The sequence below is a fragment of the Fluviicola chungangensis genome, assembly GCF_007558725.1.
Lineage (GTDB): Bacteria > Bacteroidota > Bacteroidia > Flavobacteriales_D > Crocinitomicaceae > Fluviicola > Fluviicola chungangensis.
The window spans coordinates 206,897-223,466 of sequence record NZ_VLPL01000008.1; the positions used below are offsets into that span (position 1 = coordinate 206,897).

The window sequence follows — 16,570 nt, forward strand, 5'->3', positions numbered from 1 at the left end:
ACAAAGAGTTAGAACTCAAAGGCGCTCTTACGCAAGAGTTGGTTAGGTTAAGTTGTAGTAAAAAGAACCCACGGACTATGTTCGTGGGTTTTTAAGACTCAAAAAATCCTCCAGGGAATAAAATCAAACAAAAAACACGAATCCCTTCACATATTCACCAACTCGACTCCGCTTAGATCTGCCTTTCCGTTCTTTAAAAATTCATATGTCATGCGATCTGCCTGGCAATTGATGAATTTGACTTGCTTGAGACTTTTGTTCTTAAAGAACGTATTTGTGAGCACCGCATTTTGAAAAGTAACGCGTTTGAAAGCACAGAGCTCAAAACAGCAGTCTTCTATCATTCCTTCAAAAACCAGGTCCGCAAGATACATTCCCTGGAAAGTAGTATGCTTCCAATGTGCCTGATCCAGCGTACTTTTTTCGATCCCTCCGGATTTAAAAACTGCTTCGGAGAAATCAGTACCTGTGAAATCACAGCCTGAGATATAACTTCCCGAGAATTCGGTACCGTTCCATAAGCATTCCCGGAATTGGTTTTGGGTCATATGCGAACTCTTCAGGCGACTGTTACTAAGGTCCGACTGGGAAAAATCACAACTCATTACGTGATTGTCGCTAAGTTGCAGTCCCGACAAATCCGAACCGATGAATTTGCAATTCTTCATGTGAGAGGAGCTGAATTTTTCATTCAGGTTTTTGAGTCCCGAGAAATCCGCATCCGCCCAGCTTCCTTTCGACATGTTCCAGTTGAGTTTTTTCTCCTGTTTCTGTTTTCCTGCCGGCGATTGAATGGATTCCGCTGATTTTTCTCCCGGAGATGATGCGGATTGAAACCCTTCCGAAAAGTAATTCAGGTCGACCTGCAGGATTTCTGCCAAACGATTCAGTGTAATGATATCCGGCATGGATTCCCCGCGTTCCCATTTTCCTACCGCCTGTGGACTGATAAATAAAAGTTCGGCAAGCCCTGCCTGGGAAATGGAACTTTTTTTTCTTGCTTCGGTGATTTTGTCACCAATCGTTTTTGTACTTAACATACCCTTTTTTTTAATTGATTTCGATAAGACAAAGGTATCGGAGTGCCTGTACAGGTCAGATAAAAATACAACTACTTATGGTTGTAATTGCACTACTTTTAGTTGTTATTTGAAGCTAAAAGTGGTATTTGGCAGTTTTTACTTCGGATGAAGTTTTTTTGAAGTGTCCGCATGGGTGTTTTTATCCGAAAATAGGGATTATTAACATCTGATAATTTTGTTTCATAAGCCATGAGCAGTAACTTATTGATCCAAAATAAGGAGAGATGATGTTACAAGCTTTAATAGATGAATTCGAAAACGAAGTAAAAAGCACGCGCAGATTACTTCAGGCTGTTCCTGCAAGTCATATCGGTTTCAAACCATCACCGGTGTCCTGGTCCATGGGAGAACTGGCACAGCACATTGCAACGATTTATTATTGGTATGTGGGAACACTCACGATGGATGCATACGATGTGTCGGCCGACAAACTGGAGCGCGGCCCGGCAGATGACATTCATGCCACGCGTGATCTCTTTGAAGCAAATGTTGAAAAAGCCAGAGCAGCCTTGCATTCCCTGAAAGAAGAAGATTTACAGGTTCAATGGGTAATGAAGTCAGGAGACCGAACTATTTTGGGTCCGTTCCCGAGAGGAATAGTGGTACGCAGTTTCCTGTTCAATCACATTTATCATCATCGCGGAGAAATGATTGTGTATTTGCGTTCTACTGGCAACCCGGTTCCCGGATTATACGGTCCGACCTATGAAGAAAGCAACTTCACTCAGGCAAAATAATCAACCGTACTTCAGGAAAAAAGGTAAGTGCTTCAACTAAAAAACACTTAGTTGTATGTACTTGGTTTTTTTGTATATTAAGGGTGCGATTTTGGTAATTATTTTTACTAATTAAACACTACTTCATTGAAAAAATCGATATTAAATTTAAGTATTCTGGACAGTTTGCTGGAAGGATTCCAGGTAATCGATTACAGCTGGAAATACCTGTATGTAAACAGGACAGTTGCAAATCAGGGGCAAAGTACCATTGATAGTTTATTGGGTAAAACGATGATGGAATGCTATCCGGGAATCGAAAACACCTTTATGTTCAGTCAGCTTGAAAAGTGTATGAAGGAGCGGGTAACCCTCCAGTTTGAAAATGAATTTACCTATAATGATGGAAGCAAGAATTGGTTCGAGTTGCGCATAGAACCCATTCCCGAAGGGATTTTCATACTATCTACCAATATTACCAATCGCAAACAGGCAGAAGAGGAATTGCTTCAACTGAAAGACGACCTGGAGAATAAAGTACAAAAACGCACGGCTGAGTTGGAAAAACTCAACAACGAAAAAGATGTGATCCTGAAAGAAATGCACCACCGGGTGAAAAATAATCTGCAGATCATTTCCAGTTTGATTCGCCTTCAGATGGAAGAAGGAGATGCTAATTTTAACGGCATTCTTGACAAAACCCAATCGCGTATAGAAACCATTGCAAGTATTCATGAATCGCTCTACAAACACAAAGATCTGGCGCTCATAAATGTTGCAAATTACTGGGAAAAGTTGTTCAAGGATTGCCTGAATTCCCTGGTGAATGAACCGGCAAATTTCAAACTGATTCTTGATATCGACTACCTGGAGCTTCCGGTAGATAAAATGATTCCGCTGGCTTTATTGATCAACGAATGGATCACGAATTCCATCCTGCACGGGTTTAAAAAAAGGGACCATGGAGAGATCTATCTTGGACTTAGGCTGAAAAATGGAAAATACCTCCTGACTTATAAGGATGATGGAGCGGGTTTTTCCGAAATTTCAGATGATGATTACCACCTCGGGCATTTTTTAATCGAAGGGTTTGCCGAACAACTCAATGGAACCCTTCAAAAATTACCTGCTGATAGAGGAGTTCATTTTGAACTGGAGTTTGAATGAAAAAAGAGAAAGGACCTTACCTGATTAAGTTTGTTTTAGTTCTGTTTGGTCTTCGTTTTACAAACGGATAACTGACTGGTTATCCGTTTTTTTGTGTTTCACTTGTTTTCTCTATAACTGGTTTTGACTGGTAACTGTCCTGTTAAACGAATTCATTCAGGAATTTTTTTTAAAAGAAAATTGTGTAGTTAAATAACTTCATATATATTTGTAGTCAAATAGCTACACAATGAATTTAAGAAGAGATGTATTTCAGGCTATAGCCGACCCAACGAGGAGGGCAATATTGTTATTGGTGGCAACTCAGTCTATGACAGCCGGGGCAATTGCTTCCAATTTTGATACCGCACGACCAACCGTTTCAAAACATTTGCAAATCCTGACCGAATGCGAATTGCTTCGTCAAACACAAAACGGCCGGGAAGTTTACTATCACATCAATGCGAAAAGTATGAAAGAAGTGGCCGACTTTATCGAGCCGTTCCGCCAAATATGGGATGAACGATTCAATAAACTCGAAGAAATCATGAAAAACTACGAGAAGTCTAATCGAAAAATGAAAAGTTAAAATGAAAAGTAGGCATTGTTATTTCACCTTTCCACGACATATATCTTCTTTTCAATGCTCCATTTTACATTTTCAATTCTTCAAATCCTTTAAAATTTTTAACTATGGAAAGAAAAACACAAGTGCACGCCGAAGACGGCAAACAGGAATTGATCATCACCCGAGAATTTGATCTTCCTTTGGAGTTATTGTTCAAAGCGTATGAAGAAGCAGAGATTGTGGAACAATGGATGGGAACCAAAGTACTGAAGCTGGAAAATAAAAAACATGGCAGCTACCTGTTCGAAACAACCGATCCGATGGGAAATAAACACGGTTTCAATGGGGTAATCCACGATTTTATCCCCGGCGTTAAGATCACCAGGACCTTCGAAATGGAAAATGCTTCTTTTGGTCCTCAGATGGAGTTTTTGGAATTTGAGAAACTGACGGATGCTAAAAGTAAGCTGACCATGCACGTGGTGTATCGGTCAAACGAGATCCGTGACCAGATCCTGAAACTTCCGTTTGTACAGGGAATTAACATGGCGCACAATCGGATTGAAGAATTGCTTAAAAATGGAATAACCCATTAATTAATTAATTTAGAAAATGAGGACAAAAAAAATAATTTATTGGATTGCCACGATCTGGCTTTCATTGGGAATGCTTTCAACGGGAATTGTTCAATTGCTTCAAATGGAGCAGGATACGAAGCGTATGGCCGAATTACATTATCCGGTCTACCTTCTGACTTTATTGGGAATCTGGAAAATACTCGGAGTGATCGCGGTGTTGGTCCCAAAATTCCCGATCTTAAAGGAATGGGCCTACGCCGGATTTTTCTTCGCGATGTCAGGTGCAGTATTTTCACACCTTGCATCTGGAAGCCCGGCAAGTGAAATCTTCCCTTCGATCTTGCTTTTAGTTTTAACTGTTGTATCTTGGTATTTCAGACCGGAGGGAAGGAAAGCTGCGGTAATAAATTGATTGTATGAATCCGAAAGTTGATTGGTTTTTCGAGAAAGAAGAAAAGTGGAAGGAGGAGGTGAATGAACTGAGAAAAATAGTGCTTGAATGTCATTTGACCGAAGATTTGAAATGGGGCTGTCCGTGCTATACGTATGAAAAGAAAAACATTGTTCTGATCCATGTGTTCAAAGAATACTGTGCACTCTTGTTTTTCAAAGGAGCTTTGATGAAAGACCCGAAAAAAATTCTCATTCAGCAAACAGAAAATGTACAATCTGCAAGACAAGTACGTTTCGCGAACCTGAAGGAAATCAAATCTCTGGAAACTGAGCTGAAGAAATACATTTTCCAGGCGGTGGAAGTAGAAGAATCCGGGAAGAAAGTAGCATTGAAGAAAACGAAGGAATACCCGGTCCCGGAGGAATTAACGGCTAAATTCAAGGATAATCCTCCGTTGAAGAAAGCTTTTGAGGCATTGACTCCTGGAAGGCAACGGGCATATATACTTCATTTTTCGCAACCGAAGCAAACCCAAACCCGTGAGTCGCGAATCGAAAAATCCATTCCGCATATTTTGGAGGGGAAAGGATTGAATGACGTGAATGAGTATTTAATACGGAAAAAAGCATCGAAAAATGAGTAAACAATTATCCGCTGAAGCTGCAAAGGAACTAATGAGTGTACTAAAAAAACGCTTCGAAAAACACCCGGATCGCCACAAGGGAATGGATTGGTCGAGCATACAGGCCAAACTGGAAGCAAATCCGGAAAAACTCTGGTCACTGGATGAAATGGAAAGCAGTGAAGGGGAACCGGACGTAATCGGTTACGATGAGCAAACAAACGAATACCTGTTTTGCGATTGTTCGCCGGAAAGCCCCAAAGGACGCAGAAGTTTGTGTTATGACAAGGAAGCATGGAATTCCCGGAAAGAGCATAAACCTTCGGGAAGTGTATTGGAACGTGCAAAAGAAATGGGAATTGAGCTCCTGACAGAAACGCAGTACCGCGAATTGCAAAGCCTGGGAACATTCGATTTGAAAACATCGAGCTGGGTAAAAACACCGGTGGAAATCCGGAAACACGGAGGTGCCATATTTTGTGATCGCCGTTATGGAGCGGTTTTCATGTACCACAATGGAGCAGAATCGTATTATGCTGCAAGAGGATTTAGAGGAATGTTGAGAGTATAGCTTCAATAATGCAACACAAATTAAATTTTGAACCATTTTTTCTACTTTATGGAAAACACAAAAAACAGAGATCTTTATATCACAGCAACTTTCAACGCTCCTTTGGTGTTGGTTTGGGAAGCTTGGACCAATGCGGATAAAATTGTTCATTGGTGGGGCCCCGATGGGTTTACCACTACCATTCACCAAATGGATTTTCGGGAAGACGGGGAATGGAAGCTCACCTTGCACGGACCGGATGGAACGAATTATCCCAATAGAAGTATTTACAGGGAAATCATTCCTTTAAAAAAGATCGGGTTTGAGCATTTCAATCCGCACTTTATGACTACGGTTCTTTTTGAATCCGTAGAAGACGGAACGGAAATCCAGTGGCATATGCTTTTTGATTCTGAAGAACAATACGACCTGATTGTAAAGGCACACAAAGCAGATGAAGGACAAAAGCAAAATATTGAACGATTAAACACGTATATACAACAACTGCTGGATGAAGGAAAATTTCAAAGCTGAGACCTCTAACGGCTAGAGTGAAAGTATTTTAAGATGAGTCCTGTCGCTGCGAAATAATTTCCGGTTTTCAAATGTAAATTAATGTAAATCGGGCAGAAATCCTGTAAACAAAAGCTGTATTCCCGTAAATTTGGAGCATGGCACCCGGAAAATTCAACACCATAACCTTATGGATTCTTTTGTTAACAGGAGTTACAAGCTATGCGCAATCTTCAAAAGAAGAAAAACACCTCCTGGTTTCATTGCGGATGATCGGTCACGAGATCTTATTGAATTCCGGTGACAGCACGTCCCGCATTTTCCCGATTGAAAAAGAAGGTGACAGCTACAAGATCCAATTTGCGTCTGCATTTGCATTTAATCCGGGTGACCTGACTGCAACAATTGATCGCCTGGTAAACGGAACAAAGATCGCGGACAGCTACATAGTAGAAGTAAAGCGGTGTGAAAACGATGAAGTTGTTTACAGTTACGAAAAAGGAGATTCCGCTGGTGCTGATCTGATGCCCTGCGGACCACGTTTTCAGCCAAAAGCATGTTATGTGGTTTATTTTACGATTTTGGAAAAGGTCCGATTCAATACGGGATCTCCATATCCTGCGATACCGGTCGAACGGGTTTTCACAGAAAGTAAAGAACAGGTTTCTACAATGAAATCCATCAGTTCATCCGAAGAAAATACCACTGACTCAACCGCTGCGAAGGAGAAAACACGTTATTCCTTGATTGCGGTCCCGATTGGTTCCGCTTTCGCATTTATCGGCTTATTGGTCTATTTCAGAAGGCGCAGACGGATAGCGGTTTCCGCGAATGCAGTCATAGATTCAGGTTCCGTACTGATCGGGGATACTCGCTTTGATCAAAAGAACATGCTGTTAGTCCGCGGAAAAGAACGCATCGAGCTTTCCAGCAAAGAGTCGGATTTACTTTCCCTGCTTTACACTCATGTCAATCAAACAATCGAACGTGAACATATTCTGAAAGTGGTTTGGGGAGATGAAGGAGATTATATCGGAAGGACTCTGGATGTCTTTGTTTCCAAATTGCGAAAAAAACTGGAAGCCGATCCGCGGGTGAAAATTGTCAATATCCGTGGAATAGGATATAAGTTCATTGTTAACTAGAGATTGGGGTGTCAAGACTTGAAGTTGTCAGGGTTGGTTGTTTTTTGTCCTGACGGATCTGGTCCCGAAGTGTTTTAAAATTCGAACATTTTAATATCCCCTGACATAGGGTTGTCACTGCCTGCTCGTACATTTACCGAACGATATTGAAGATAAAATCAGGTATGACATGAATGAAATCACCATTTTTTACCCGGAAAACAGAAATGAATGGCGCAGATGGCTGGAAGAAAATCACCTGAGAGAACAGGCCGTTTGGGTAGTCTTTTACAGCAAGGCTTCTAAAAAATCGACCGTTACCTGGAGTGAAGCAGTTGATGAAGCCTTGTGTTTCGGATGGATCGACAGTAAGAAAGTATCCGTTGATTCGGAGATATCCCGCCAGTTTTTCAGTAAACGAAAGACGCAAAGTACTTGGTCAAAGATCAATAAAGAAAAGGTCGAACGGTTGATTGATGCTGGCCTTATGATGGAAGCAGGTTATAAAAGCATCGAACTAGCCAAAGAAAACGGTTCGTGGACCATTTTGGATAGCGTGGAAGAACTGATCATCCCGGAAGACCTGGAAAGAGCATTTGAGCTTCAGGAGGGTTCAAGAGCATTCTTTCTGAGCTTGAGTAAATCTGTACGGAAAATGATGCTGGCTTGGCTGGTTTTGGCAAAAAGACCCGAAACACGTCAGAAACGGATTGACGAAATCGTTGAATCCGCAGCTCAAAAACGCAAACCGAAACAATTTTAGATGCTTACTCCGGATTCTTGCTGCAAATGTCAGTAATGTGACGATTGGATCCGGAGTGTCATTTCAACACCGTCCAAGGTTTCTGTTGACTTTTTAAATGAATAATTCTGATAGGGATTTATTTTTGCAATGACGAAATGTTCCGTGGAAACCGAATGGTCCAAACGAGTGATATCGATCCTGATCCGGACATCGTAAACGCGGTTTTTTGAGTTGTTTTGAATGGTTCCCATCACTTTGTCTGAAGAGATCATTCGGTAATCCAGGGTTAATTGGGTAATGGATTCATCGCTTAGCGTTCCTTTCGGGATATTTGTATAAAGGGGTTGACAAGAACTGCAAATGAAAAGAAATAGGAAATAGTGTAATAAGCGCATGCAGAGTCGGTTTTAAAACCAAAAAATAAGCATTTTTCAGGATTAAATCCGTTGAGAAGACTAAAAAAACTTCCGGTAAAAATTAGTATGTAATTAAAAATCAGTTGATTAAAAGAATTTAATTTTAATGTAAATTTTCAAAAGGAATGCGCGGAAATAATTAACTTTGAGTGAAACGGGGTGAAATAAATACTGGCAGCGATGGAAAAGTGTCCGATTTGTTATCATGAACTGGAAGTGCGGGATTGCGCTCCATGCGACGATTGTGGGTGGGATCCGAGGGAAATAAATCACCTGAAGCAAGGCATTCATACGTATAATACTTACGAAGTATACAACGGACTTCAATTGACGCTATGCAATTTTTGCGATGTGGACTTCGGATCGTACAGACCGGAGTATTTTGGTTTTACACATGGAAAACGTTTGGGTTTCCGGCAGTTTGTGTTTGTAAAGGAATTAGTTGACCCACAGGTTGTTAAAGACAAATACTGTCCCAAATGTTCCATGCGGCTGAAGTTCTTGACTTTCTTAAGTGCTGTAAGGGCATTGAATACCATGAAATGAATCACATTGAAATAAGAAAATCAGTTCATCAATCTTTTTTTCTCCGTCGGATTATAAAGTAAAATGAAAGTAACAAAGCAAAACCACTTGTAGGTAAAATATACCACCAAACGGAAGTTTCCGGTTCCGGATTAATCATGCTGCTTAAAAGAATAAAATAAGTCATCTTCTGATACCTTTTTAAACCCCTGTAAAAAGGGGGAAATAATAGTTTGTTCCATTAATTTACAAAAAAAATTGATAAAAAATTTGCGAAACCGATCAGTTGCATATATATTTGCGAAACCAATCGGTTTCTAATTTAAAATTCAATGACATGAGAAGAGATGTTTTTCAAGCAATAGCGGACCCCACCAGAAGAGCAATCATCATGCTGGTAGCAGTCCAGTCCATGACGCCGAATGCCCTGGCCGAGCATTTCGATACCACTCGTCAGGCGGTTTCTAAACATTTGCGCATTCTTACGGAGTGTGAACTTTTAAAACAGAACCAATCGGGTAGAGAGATTTATTACCAACTCAATGGAGATAAAATGAAAGAAATCGATCACTGGCTGGCACAATTCAAGAAGATTTGGGAAAGCCGCTTCAATCAATTGGATGACGTATTGGCAACTTTAAAAAAAGAAAAAAAGAGCAACATTTGATTTTTTTTCAAATGTTGCGCAGATTAAACAAAAGAAGAGATGAAAAATAATGTACTTTTTGATTTTTCCGTAAACAAGGAAAATAACACCATTCACGTAAAGCGCGACTTTGCTGCAAATGTATCTATGGTTTGGGATGCTTGGACAAAACCGGAATTGTTGGACCGGTGGTGGGCACCGAAACCGTTTCAAACTAAAACCAAATCAATGGATTTCCGGGAAGGAGGAATGTGGCTGTATTGCATGGTTTCTCCGGAGAATGAAATGCACTGGTGTAAATTGGACTACAAAAAAATTGAAGATCAAAAATCGTATTCAGGATTGGATGGTTTTTGTGATGAAAACGGAAACCTGAACACTTCATTCCCGCGTTCTTTATGGAATAACGAGTTTTCTGCCAATGGCGAGAACACGACAGTAAACGTTACCATCAAATACGAATCACTGGAAGACCTCGAAAAAATCATATCATTCGGGTTCAAGGAAGGATTTACGATGGCCATGGAGAACCTGGATCACTACCTGGAAACAAAGTTTAAATTGCGAAATGAGTTAAAACCGGCACAACTGCCACGTGTTTGCAACTACCTCAATTTTCCCGGAAATACGGAAGAAGCATTTTTATTTTACCGCTCGGTTTTCAGATCTGAATTCTCCGGAAAAGGAATTCAGCGTTTCGGAGATATTCCTGCAGACGGAAGTCATCCACCGGTAGCGGAATCTGTTAAAAAGATGATCCTGCATGTTGAATTACCGATTACATCAAACCATGTGTTGATGGGAACAGATGCTCCGGAAGAAATGGGATTCACTCTGACATCCGGAAATAACATGCACATCTCCATCGAACCGGAAACGCGCGAGGAGGCCAAGCGTATTTTCGATGAACTTTCGGCGGGAGGCACTATTACAATGCCATTGGAAGACATGTTCTTTGGAGCGTATTTTGGTTCTTTCACGGACAAGTACGGAATTAACTGGATGATCAATCACCCGAATTGAAAAATAACTGAGATCACTTAAGTTTAGTAGAATGAAACTGAAGAGGAAGTCAGATTTCAAAAAAGCATTGAACTATTTGGATGCCTTTTGAGGAAGTTTTAAATTGTAGTTGGATTGAACGCTGAACCTTTTCAACTTTTTGAACAAGTCAAATAAAAACAAGTAAAGTATGAGACACAATTTAGCATTTGATTTTTCTGTAGACAAAGACAACAGAACGATCACCGTGAAAAGAGAGTTTGCAGCAGAGCGCCCGTTGGTTTGGGATGCTTACACAAAAAGTGAGATCCTGGATAAATGGTGGGGACCCAAACCGTGGAATGCCCGAACAAAGCGTATGGATTTTAGAGATGGTGGAACCTGGTTGTACGCCATGGTTGGTCCGAACGGGGAAGAACACTGGGCGACTGTAAATTATACTAAAATCCACCCGAAGAGTTCGTTTGCCGGGTTGGATGCATTTACGGACAGTAATGGAAAGGTTGCCGATGGTATGCCACAATCAAAATGGGAAGTTTCTTTTGAAGATAAAGGGGAAGAGTTGACTGAAGTGACAATCCACATTACCTACGACGACCTGAAACAGTTGGAAGATACCATTAAAATGGGCTTCAAGGAAGGGTTGTCTATTGGAATGGAACAGTTGGATGAATTATTGCCAACGCTTAAAAAGGAAAGAAATGAAGAATAAGATCTTATTTGTTATCAGCTTTCTTTTCGGATTGGTATTCATTAATTCCGGTCTCAACAAGATTTTCCAATACATGCCGATGCCTGAAGACATGCCGGAAAGTATGATGAAAATAGTCGAAGCATTCGGAGCAATTGTTTGGTTGATGCCTTTGATTGCAGTGGTGGAAATCATCGGTGGTGTTTTGGTGATCATTCCCAAATACAGGGCGCTTGGAGCGGTAATGCTTTTACCGATCATGGTCGGGATTCTTTTGACGCATATTTTCAACGCACCATCCGGTTTGCCGGTCGCACTTATATTATTGGCTGTTTTAGCGTGGATTATGATTGATAACCGGGCAAAATATGCTGCTTTATTTAAGTAATTAGTGGAATAAATTCATAGAAATGGAGAAGACAAAAATCACCTTACAGGCTACCGTGAAGGCGCCGATCGAAAAAGTATGGGACTATTGGAATGAACCGGAGCATATTAAAAAATGGAATAGCGCTTCGCCCGATTGGCATACACCGAAATCAGAAAATGATTTACGTGCAGGAGGAAGATTTACGGCGCGGATGGAAGCCAAAGACGGCAGTTTCGGTTTTGATTTCGGAGGAATCTACGATGAGGTAACTGCCCATCAATACATCAGCTATACGATGGACGACGGAAGAAAGACCAACATTACGTTTACAAGTGATGGTGGTAATGAAACCAAAGTTGTTGAAACCTTTGAAGCGGAAAGTCAAAATCCGGTTGAAATGCAACAGGGTGGCTGGCAGGCAATTTTGGATAACTTCAAGAAATACACGGAAGAAAATTAAATTGCGAATGACGGGTTCCGAATTACGAATGAAAATGCTCAGGAGTCTGAATCGACGTACAATAACGAAATCATTCGGCATTCGTAATTTGGGATTCGTCAATTAAATCGCTGTTACTTTTTTCAACTCCTTGTGTTATAGGAGTATGAAAACTATTCTTCCACTTTTGTTACTCTTTCTTTGGATAGGAAAGACAACTACCGCTCAGGTTTCCATCAGGGAAAACTTCCGTTTCCGCGACACCTTAAAAGTTGCAAAATACCGGCCCATAGAAAACGGATTCAGTGTTGCAAAGATCCGGATGACGCCAGGCGAACATACGATCCTGAACCCGGAGGACGTGAAAGCACTGAAAGACCAGACCATTATCCGGGTTGATCTCATTTATTCCGATTATCCCTACGGAATGGATTTTACGGAATTGAATCGCAGAAGGATCCTTGAATTGTATATCCTCCTTCCGGAAGCATTTAACAGCAGTATCATTGACTGGAATATTGTGAAACAAACGGGGGTTGAATCACAAAGGGATATGCAGAATTATTTTCACGGCTTTGAGATTTATTACCGGAAACTGCCAACCTTCCAGGAAGAACATAAACAGATCCTGGACGTGGTGGAGCAAAGGACCTCCCCACAGGATTCCAGTATCCTGAAGGTTTTCGAAAGACAGCCGACCTGGAAGAACATGCTTGTTGTGACGGATGTGACGGGGAGTATGGCACCCTATACGTCACAGCTCCTGCTTTGGATTAAGGCCAACCAGAAAATGAAAACATTTAAACAGATCGTGTTTTTTAACGATGATGAAGAGAACAGTAACAATCAAACGAAAGCCCTGGATCCAACTGGGATTTGGACGATCGAATCATCCAATGCCGATAAAGTCATCGAACTGGCATTTAAAGCCATGGAAAAAGGCAACCACATAGAAAATGACCTGGAGGCAATTTGTTATGCGATACAAAAATACCCTGAAAATAAGAACAACGTAGTCTTGATTGCCGATAACTGGGAAGATCCCTGTGATATGAAGCTCATAGAATTCCTGAAACAGCAAAAAATTCCATTGAAAATAGTTGTTTGCGGGGTGAAAGACCGCTTGAATACCTTATACCTTGATCTGGCTTACGCAACGGGAGGAAGCGTGCATACCATGGAGGAAGACCTCACAAATATCGCTCAATTGGGGAACGGCAAAACGTTCAAACTGAACGGGATGAAATTCATGATGAGTGCAGGAAGGTTCATACAAATAGATAATTAGATCAAAAGGAAGAGCGATTCGTCATTAGTTTCGTTAAATTTGGTGAAGACAATTCAAACCGAATGAAGAATTATTTGCTCAGTCTTTTACTACTGACCGCTTTCAATGTGTTTTCCCAGTATAAATCCTATGTAGAGTATTACAAGCTGGTGAACAAGGCAGAAGAAGAATTTGTACTTAAAATGGATTCGAGCTGCTTTATGTACTACGACCGTGCATTTGCCAGTAACAAGCCTTTTTTGAAAGATCCTTACATAGCCGCCCAAATTGCACTTTACCTGAATGACAGCCTGCGGTTCAGAAATTATTTATCCATCGCTTTCAAAAACGGGATGCCTTTGAAATCGGTGACTGCCGGTAAGTTTATCCGGGACCGATACTATCCGGAATTATACAAAACGATCGTGCGCCTGTACAAGCAATATGGCCGACAGCCAAACGTAGATAAAGGATTGTTGGAACAGATCTGTGTCATGTGTTATCAATCGGATAGTTTGAAGCTGAAAACAGGCGGGGAGAGCCAGCAGTTTTATCAGAATGAGAATGAAACCCGAAGATTTTTAGCAGAATTGCTAAACAAAGGTGTTTTCCCTAATGAACACCTGCTGGGAATTACAACTGCCGAAATGTGGACCGAATTTTACAAAAAGACCGGACGAAAAGATTTGTATGCGGACTCGCCTATGACGGATCCTGATTATTGTGAAGAATGCGAATTGCGTTTGAAATGCCCGATGAATATTGTACTTCATTCTCAGTGTTTCTTTCAGGAAAATAAGGAATTGTTCTTCAAGGCATTAGAAGCGGGTTATCTGCATCCGAAAGATTACGGGATTTTGGAAGAGAAATCGATTCTGTGGTTCAAGGAAAAGTCAACAAATGCCTCTGTAACGTTCGTGTGCCTTTGAATCAATTTCAGATGACTTAGCATAAAAAAATCAATAGCTTTACCCGAACAGCTGAAAACAAGTATCCCCGACCTGTTGTTACTGATCGGGAATGTATGATCATTCGGATGAATCAATCGACTTTGAAACGCCCGATAAGTGAGGTAGAAGAACCGGTAGCTTTTAACAGGTAGATTCCACTGCCCAAAGGAGGCAGTTGAATCTCGCTTTTTCCATTTGCAAAGGAAACCAATTCCGGAAGGATCTCTTTTCCATCCAATGTTTGAATAATATAGCTGTCAGCAACAGCATTTACAGTTAGTTTATCCCCGTATTTTACCGGGTTCGGATAAATTTCAAGATTCATTTTACTGAGTTCCGATAATCCCAATTGATCAATAATCACACAGTCACTGGTATCTGAACAACCGTTATGTTCTGCGATTACGGCATACGTTCCGTTAGAATCCGGAGTAAACGTAAATGAACCCGATCCCCCAGCAAGACTTCCGTCCAAACAATTGATCCAAACCAAATTGTCTGCGGTTGGCGCATCTACCGTAATGGATGTAATGTTGCTGGCGATGGAATTAATGACCGGGTTCATAACACTTACAACGGTCACTACCGTGCTGTCATCACCATTGCTATCCTGCAATAAATCAAAATAGGTTCCGGAAGCAGAATAGGTATTGGATCCTACTGTTACCGAATCTCCGTAGCAAAGAATTACCTGTTGCTGCGTTACATTACTTGTAAAACCAATGGTAATCGGACCGCTTACCGGCAAATTTCCTGAACTATACAATGTTCCTTCATTTGCACCGCTGCACAGCCCTGAAGTTCCGGAAGGAACAAAAACCCATTGAGTGCCGTTCCAAACCGTCATTGTAATATCAGCACAATCGGTCAAACCACTTTCAGAAGCATGGTTCCAGCCCAGTGTGACCCCGACCAGGTCGCCCGGATTTGAATTGGTGAAATCCCAATATTCCAGTGCACTGACACTTTGCATAGGAGTTTCAACCGGTGTCAAACTGCCATAAGCAGTATTCAGATAACCGATTTTAATTTGGGTATTTTGGGAACTCGGCGGAGTAATTGTCAATGGACGGTACCTGTCCGGAACAAGTCCAAGTGGAAAAGTAAAAGCATCATTCCCGGTTTTTTCCACGTATCCGTCGATAAAAGTAGAATCTGATTGCCCTGTCAAATACAGTTCGTCAGCCAATTTGATCAGTTTTCCGGGAGCAGAAACAACGATTCCATCGAATAGTTCCATGGTAGTGCTTACGCTGATATTCGTGTTCAAAGAAATCCCGTAACCACCATCTGAAGGACCATTTGCGGTGTTTCTGATATGGAGTCCGTGAAAGATTAAATTGTTTGAAGAATGATTGACCTGCTGATTGACAGGTCCGTTCAAAATCAATTGGTTGCTATTGTGGGTGAAAGCTCCCACGATATTCATATCTCCGCTGATTCCTAATTCAGCCGGATAAACATGGTTGAATGTTTTTCCAGCAGGAACCGTTAAATTTCCTAATTGATAGACCGCAGTTCCCAATCCGGTTGTCCCGTTAAAGATCGTATTCCCGGACTGAAAAAACGAAGTGTTTGTTCCGTAAACAACACCGTCGTTCATCCAATTCACGGAATGAAGGTCTTTCCAGGTTGCGCTGTCGGCCAAAATAAGGGAATCACCGCTTAATAATTGAACATTCGGTCCCGAGTTTTCCAACACAGTGCTGGAACCGTTCAATTCCAAATGCATTCCCATGGTACTCGTCGGATCATTACCGATTGTTCCTGTTACGAAAACTGATCCTCCTGTTGAGCGAAAGTATCCTTTTCCTGCGCCCGGGGCAGCTCCGAGCCAAACCAATGAGCCATTGATCTGGAGCGTTCCGCCGGTTTGTTCAAAAGTGGGGTAGTAAACACCCGCTTCGTTCTCAAACCCGAATTCTGCATTGGTAGTAATCGTACCGCCGTTCTGGATCAGTTTACTGGAAGCCAATGTGCTTCCGTCTACCAAAGCGATTGTTTCACCAACGGTAACTGTTCCGTTGTTGATTGTCCCACTTGCTCCCAATTCGAAAAGCAGGCGCTGCCCGCTCGATAAACTTCCGCCGTTCATTTCGAGGTGGGTCTTGTCCTGAAATAGCTTTACAAATTTGACTACTTAAACCTGAAATAACTTGACATTTCAAAATTAACCCTGAAATTGCTTTACACCAAATTTTTTCTTTGTGTAATCTTTCCATCTTT

At 41.3% G+C, this 16,570-nt stretch carries 21 protein-coding genes; 18 read left to right on the forward strand and 3 right to left on the reverse strand.

Annotated elements, in window-relative coordinates; all coding sequences use genetic code 11:
- Positions 1-146: 146 nt before the first annotated feature.
- Entirely contained in the window at positions 147-1,040 is an 894-nt protein-coding gene (locus FO442_RS15590; protein ID WP_144334143.1) for a pentapeptide repeat-containing protein, read from the reverse strand.
- Between the two features lie 266 nt (positions 1,041-1,306).
- On the opposite strand from FO442_RS15590, the gene FO442_RS15595 reads away from it, so the two are divergent.
- From FO442_RS15595 to FO442_RS15640, 10 genes are all read left to right on the forward strand, one after another.
- The gene (locus FO442_RS15595; protein WP_144334144.1) at positions 1,307-1,819 is read left to right on the forward strand and encodes a DinB family protein; all 513 of its coding nucleotides are present in this window, start codon (positions 1,307-1,309) and stop codon (positions 1,817-1,819) included.
- Positions 1,820-1,945: 126 nt separating this feature from the next.
- Positions 1,946-2,965: a PAS domain-containing sensor histidine kinase gene (locus tag FO442_RS15600; protein ID WP_144334145.1), complete on the forward strand. Its 1,020-nt coding sequence runs from the start codon at positions 1,946-1,948 to the stop codon at positions 2,963-2,965.
- Between the two features lie 229 nt (positions 2,966-3,194).
- A complete protein-coding gene (locus FO442_RS15605; protein ID WP_144334146.1) occupies positions 3,195-3,533 on the forward strand; it encodes an ArsR/SmtB family transcription factor in 339 nt (112 codons plus the stop codon).
- Between the two features lie 104 nt (positions 3,534-3,637).
- Entirely contained in the window at positions 3,638-4,108 is a 471-nt protein-coding gene (locus tag FO442_RS15610; RefSeq protein WP_144334147.1) for an SRPBCC domain-containing protein, read from the forward strand.
- 16 nt (positions 4,109-4,124) lie between these two features.
- The gene (locus FO442_RS15615; protein WP_144334148.1) at positions 4,125-4,502 is read left to right on the forward strand and encodes a DoxX family protein; all 378 of its coding nucleotides are present in this window, start codon (positions 4,125-4,127) and stop codon (positions 4,500-4,502) included.
- A 4-nt stretch (positions 4,503-4,506) separates the two neighbouring features.
- Positions 4,507-5,127 (forward strand): YdeI/OmpD-associated family protein, encoded by a 621-nt coding sequence (locus FO442_RS15620; RefSeq protein WP_144334149.1) that lies wholly within the window; start codon positions 4,507-4,509, stop codon positions 5,125-5,127.
- Positions 5,120-5,677: a DUF4256 domain-containing protein gene (locus tag FO442_RS15625; RefSeq protein WP_144334150.1), complete on the forward strand. Its 558-nt coding sequence runs from the start codon at positions 5,120-5,122 to the stop codon at positions 5,675-5,677. The genes FO442_RS15620 and FO442_RS15625 overlap by 8 nt, the downstream gene beginning before the upstream one ends.
- 48 nt (positions 5,678-5,725) lie before the next feature.
- The gene (locus FO442_RS15630; RefSeq protein ID WP_144334151.1) at positions 5,726-6,190 is read left to right on the forward strand and encodes an SRPBCC domain-containing protein; all 465 of its coding nucleotides are present in this window, start codon (positions 5,726-5,728) and stop codon (positions 6,188-6,190) included.
- A 137-nt stretch (positions 6,191-6,327) separates the two neighbouring features.
- Positions 6,328-7,314, forward strand: a complete 987-nt coding sequence (locus tag FO442_RS15635; RefSeq protein WP_246073866.1) for a winged helix-turn-helix domain-containing protein — start codon at positions 6,328-6,330, stop codon at positions 7,312-7,314.
- 169 nt (positions 7,315-7,483) lie between these two features.
- Positions 7,484-8,056: a YdeI/OmpD-associated family protein gene (locus FO442_RS15640; protein ID WP_144334152.1), complete on the forward strand. Its 573-nt coding sequence runs from the start codon at positions 7,484-7,486 to the stop codon at positions 8,054-8,056.
- A 29-nt stretch (positions 8,057-8,085) separates the two neighbouring features.
- Here FO442_RS15640 and FO442_RS15645 read toward each other — a convergent pair whose 3' ends face one another.
- Entirely contained in the window at positions 8,086-8,433 is a 348-nt protein-coding gene (locus tag FO442_RS15645; RefSeq protein WP_144334153.1) for a hypothetical protein, read from the reverse strand.
- Positions 8,434-8,634: 201 nt separating this feature from the next.
- Between FO442_RS15645 and FO442_RS15650 the strand changes: the two genes are divergently transcribed.
- From FO442_RS15650 to FO442_RS15690, 8 genes are all read left to right on the forward strand, one after another.
- The gene (locus FO442_RS15650) at positions 8,635-9,000 is read left to right on the forward strand and encodes a hypothetical protein (RefSeq protein ID WP_144334154.1); all 366 of its coding nucleotides are present in this window, start codon (positions 8,635-8,637) and stop codon (positions 8,998-9,000) included.
- 316 nt (positions 9,001-9,316) lie between these two features.
- Positions 9,317-9,646, forward strand: a complete 330-nt coding sequence (locus FO442_RS15660; RefSeq protein ID WP_144334156.1) for an ArsR/SmtB family transcription factor — start codon at positions 9,317-9,319, stop codon at positions 9,644-9,646.
- Positions 9,647-9,685: 39 nt separating this feature from the next.
- The gene (locus FO442_RS19010) at positions 9,686-10,648 is read left to right on the forward strand and encodes an SRPBCC domain-containing protein (protein ID WP_144334157.1); all 963 of its coding nucleotides are present in this window, start codon (positions 9,686-9,688) and stop codon (positions 10,646-10,648) included.
- A 169-nt stretch (positions 10,649-10,817) separates the two neighbouring features.
- Positions 10,818-11,339 carry an SRPBCC family protein gene (locus tag FO442_RS15670; RefSeq protein ID WP_144334158.1) on the forward strand — a complete coding sequence of 174 codons (522 nt, stop codon included), beginning with the start codon at positions 10,818-10,820 and terminating at the stop codon, positions 11,337-11,339.
- Complete coding sequence (locus FO442_RS15675) at positions 11,329-11,706, forward strand: DoxX family protein (protein ID WP_144334159.1); 378 nt, start codon at positions 11,329-11,331, stop codon at positions 11,704-11,706. Before FO442_RS15670 ends, FO442_RS15675 begins: the two co-directional genes overlap by 11 nt.
- 22 nt (positions 11,707-11,728) lie before the next feature.
- Entirely contained in the window at positions 11,729-12,148 is a 420-nt protein-coding gene (locus FO442_RS15680; protein ID WP_144334160.1) for an SRPBCC family protein, read from the forward strand.
- A gap of 145 nt (positions 12,149-12,293) precedes the next feature.
- Positions 12,294-13,415: a hypothetical protein gene (locus FO442_RS15685; protein ID WP_144334161.1), complete on the forward strand. Its 1,122-nt coding sequence runs from the start codon at positions 12,294-12,296 to the stop codon at positions 13,413-13,415.
- Positions 13,416-13,477: 62 nt separating this feature from the next.
- Positions 13,478-14,323 carry a hypothetical protein gene (locus FO442_RS15690; protein WP_144334162.1) on the forward strand — a complete coding sequence of 282 codons (846 nt, stop codon included), beginning with the start codon at positions 13,478-13,480 and terminating at the stop codon, positions 14,321-14,323.
- A 112-nt stretch (positions 14,324-14,435) separates the two neighbouring features.
- On the opposite strand, the gene FO442_RS15695 is transcribed toward FO442_RS15690, so the two are convergent.
- Complete coding sequence (locus FO442_RS15695) at positions 14,436-16,439, reverse strand: T9SS type A sorting domain-containing protein (RefSeq protein WP_144334163.1); 2,004 nt, start codon at positions 16,437-16,439, stop codon at positions 14,436-14,438.
- Between the last annotated feature and the right edge of the window lie 131 nt (positions 16,440-16,570).

Bases quoted from the DNA above. Each gene is read 5' to 3' on its own strand.
- FO442_RS15590 (WP_144334143.1), bottom strand. From the start codon at position 1,040: ATGTTAAGTACAAAAACGATTGGTGACAAAATCACCGAAGCAAGAAAA.
- FO442_RS15595 (WP_144334144.1), top strand. From the start codon at position 1,307: ATGATGTTACAAGCTTTAATAGATGAATTCGAAAACGAAGTAAAAAGC.
- FO442_RS15605 (WP_144334146.1), top strand. From the start codon at position 3,195: ATGAATTTAAGAAGAGATGTATTTCAGGCTATAGCCGACCCAACGAGG.
- FO442_RS15610 (WP_144334147.1), top strand. From the start codon at position 3,638: ATGGAAAGAAAAACACAAGTGCACGCCGAAGACGGCAAACAGGAATTG.
- FO442_RS15615 (WP_144334148.1), top strand. From the start codon at position 4,125: ATGAGGACAAAAAAAATAATTTATTGGATTGCCACGATCTGGCTTTCA.
- FO442_RS15620 (WP_144334149.1), top strand. From the start codon at position 4,507: ATGAATCCGAAAGTTGATTGGTTTTTCGAGAAAGAAGAAAAGTGGAAG.
- FO442_RS15625 (WP_144334150.1), top strand. From the start codon at position 5,120: ATGAGTAAACAATTATCCGCTGAAGCTGCAAAGGAACTAATGAGTGTA.
- FO442_RS15630 (WP_144334151.1), top strand. From the start codon at position 5,726: ATGGAAAACACAAAAAACAGAGATCTTTATATCACAGCAACTTTCAAC.
- FO442_RS15635 (WP_246073866.1), top strand. From the start codon at position 6,328: ATGGCACCCGGAAAATTCAACACCATAACCTTATGGATTCTTTTGTTA.
- FO442_RS15640 (WP_144334152.1), top strand. From the start codon at position 7,484: ATGAATGAAATCACCATTTTTTACCCGGAAAACAGAAATGAATGGCGC.
- FO442_RS15645 (WP_144334153.1), bottom strand. From the start codon at position 8,433: ATGCGCTTATTACACTATTTCCTATTTCTTTTCATTTGCAGTTCTTGT.
- FO442_RS15650 (WP_144334154.1), top strand. From the start codon at position 8,635: ATGGAAAAGTGTCCGATTTGTTATCATGAACTGGAAGTGCGGGATTGC.
- FO442_RS15660 (WP_144334156.1), top strand. From the start codon at position 9,317: ATGAGAAGAGATGTTTTTCAAGCAATAGCGGACCCCACCAGAAGAGCA.
- FO442_RS19010 (WP_144334157.1), top strand. From the start codon at position 9,686: ATGAAAAATAATGTACTTTTTGATTTTTCCGTAAACAAGGAAAATAAC.
- FO442_RS15670 (WP_144334158.1), top strand. From the start codon at position 10,818: ATGAGACACAATTTAGCATTTGATTTTTCTGTAGACAAAGACAACAGA.
- FO442_RS15675 (WP_144334159.1), top strand. From the start codon at position 11,329: ATGAAGAATAAGATCTTATTTGTTATCAGCTTTCTTTTCGGATTGGTA.
- FO442_RS15680 (WP_144334160.1), top strand. From the start codon at position 11,729: ATGGAGAAGACAAAAATCACCTTACAGGCTACCGTGAAGGCGCCGATC.
- FO442_RS15685 (WP_144334161.1), top strand. From the start codon at position 12,294: ATGAAAACTATTCTTCCACTTTTGTTACTCTTTCTTTGGATAGGAAAG.
- FO442_RS15690 (WP_144334162.1), top strand. From the start codon at position 13,478: ATGAAGAATTATTTGCTCAGTCTTTTACTACTGACCGCTTTCAATGTG.
- FO442_RS15695 (WP_144334163.1), bottom strand. From the start codon at position 16,439: ATGAACGGCGGAAGTTTATCGAGCGGGCAGCGCCTGCTTTTCGAATTG.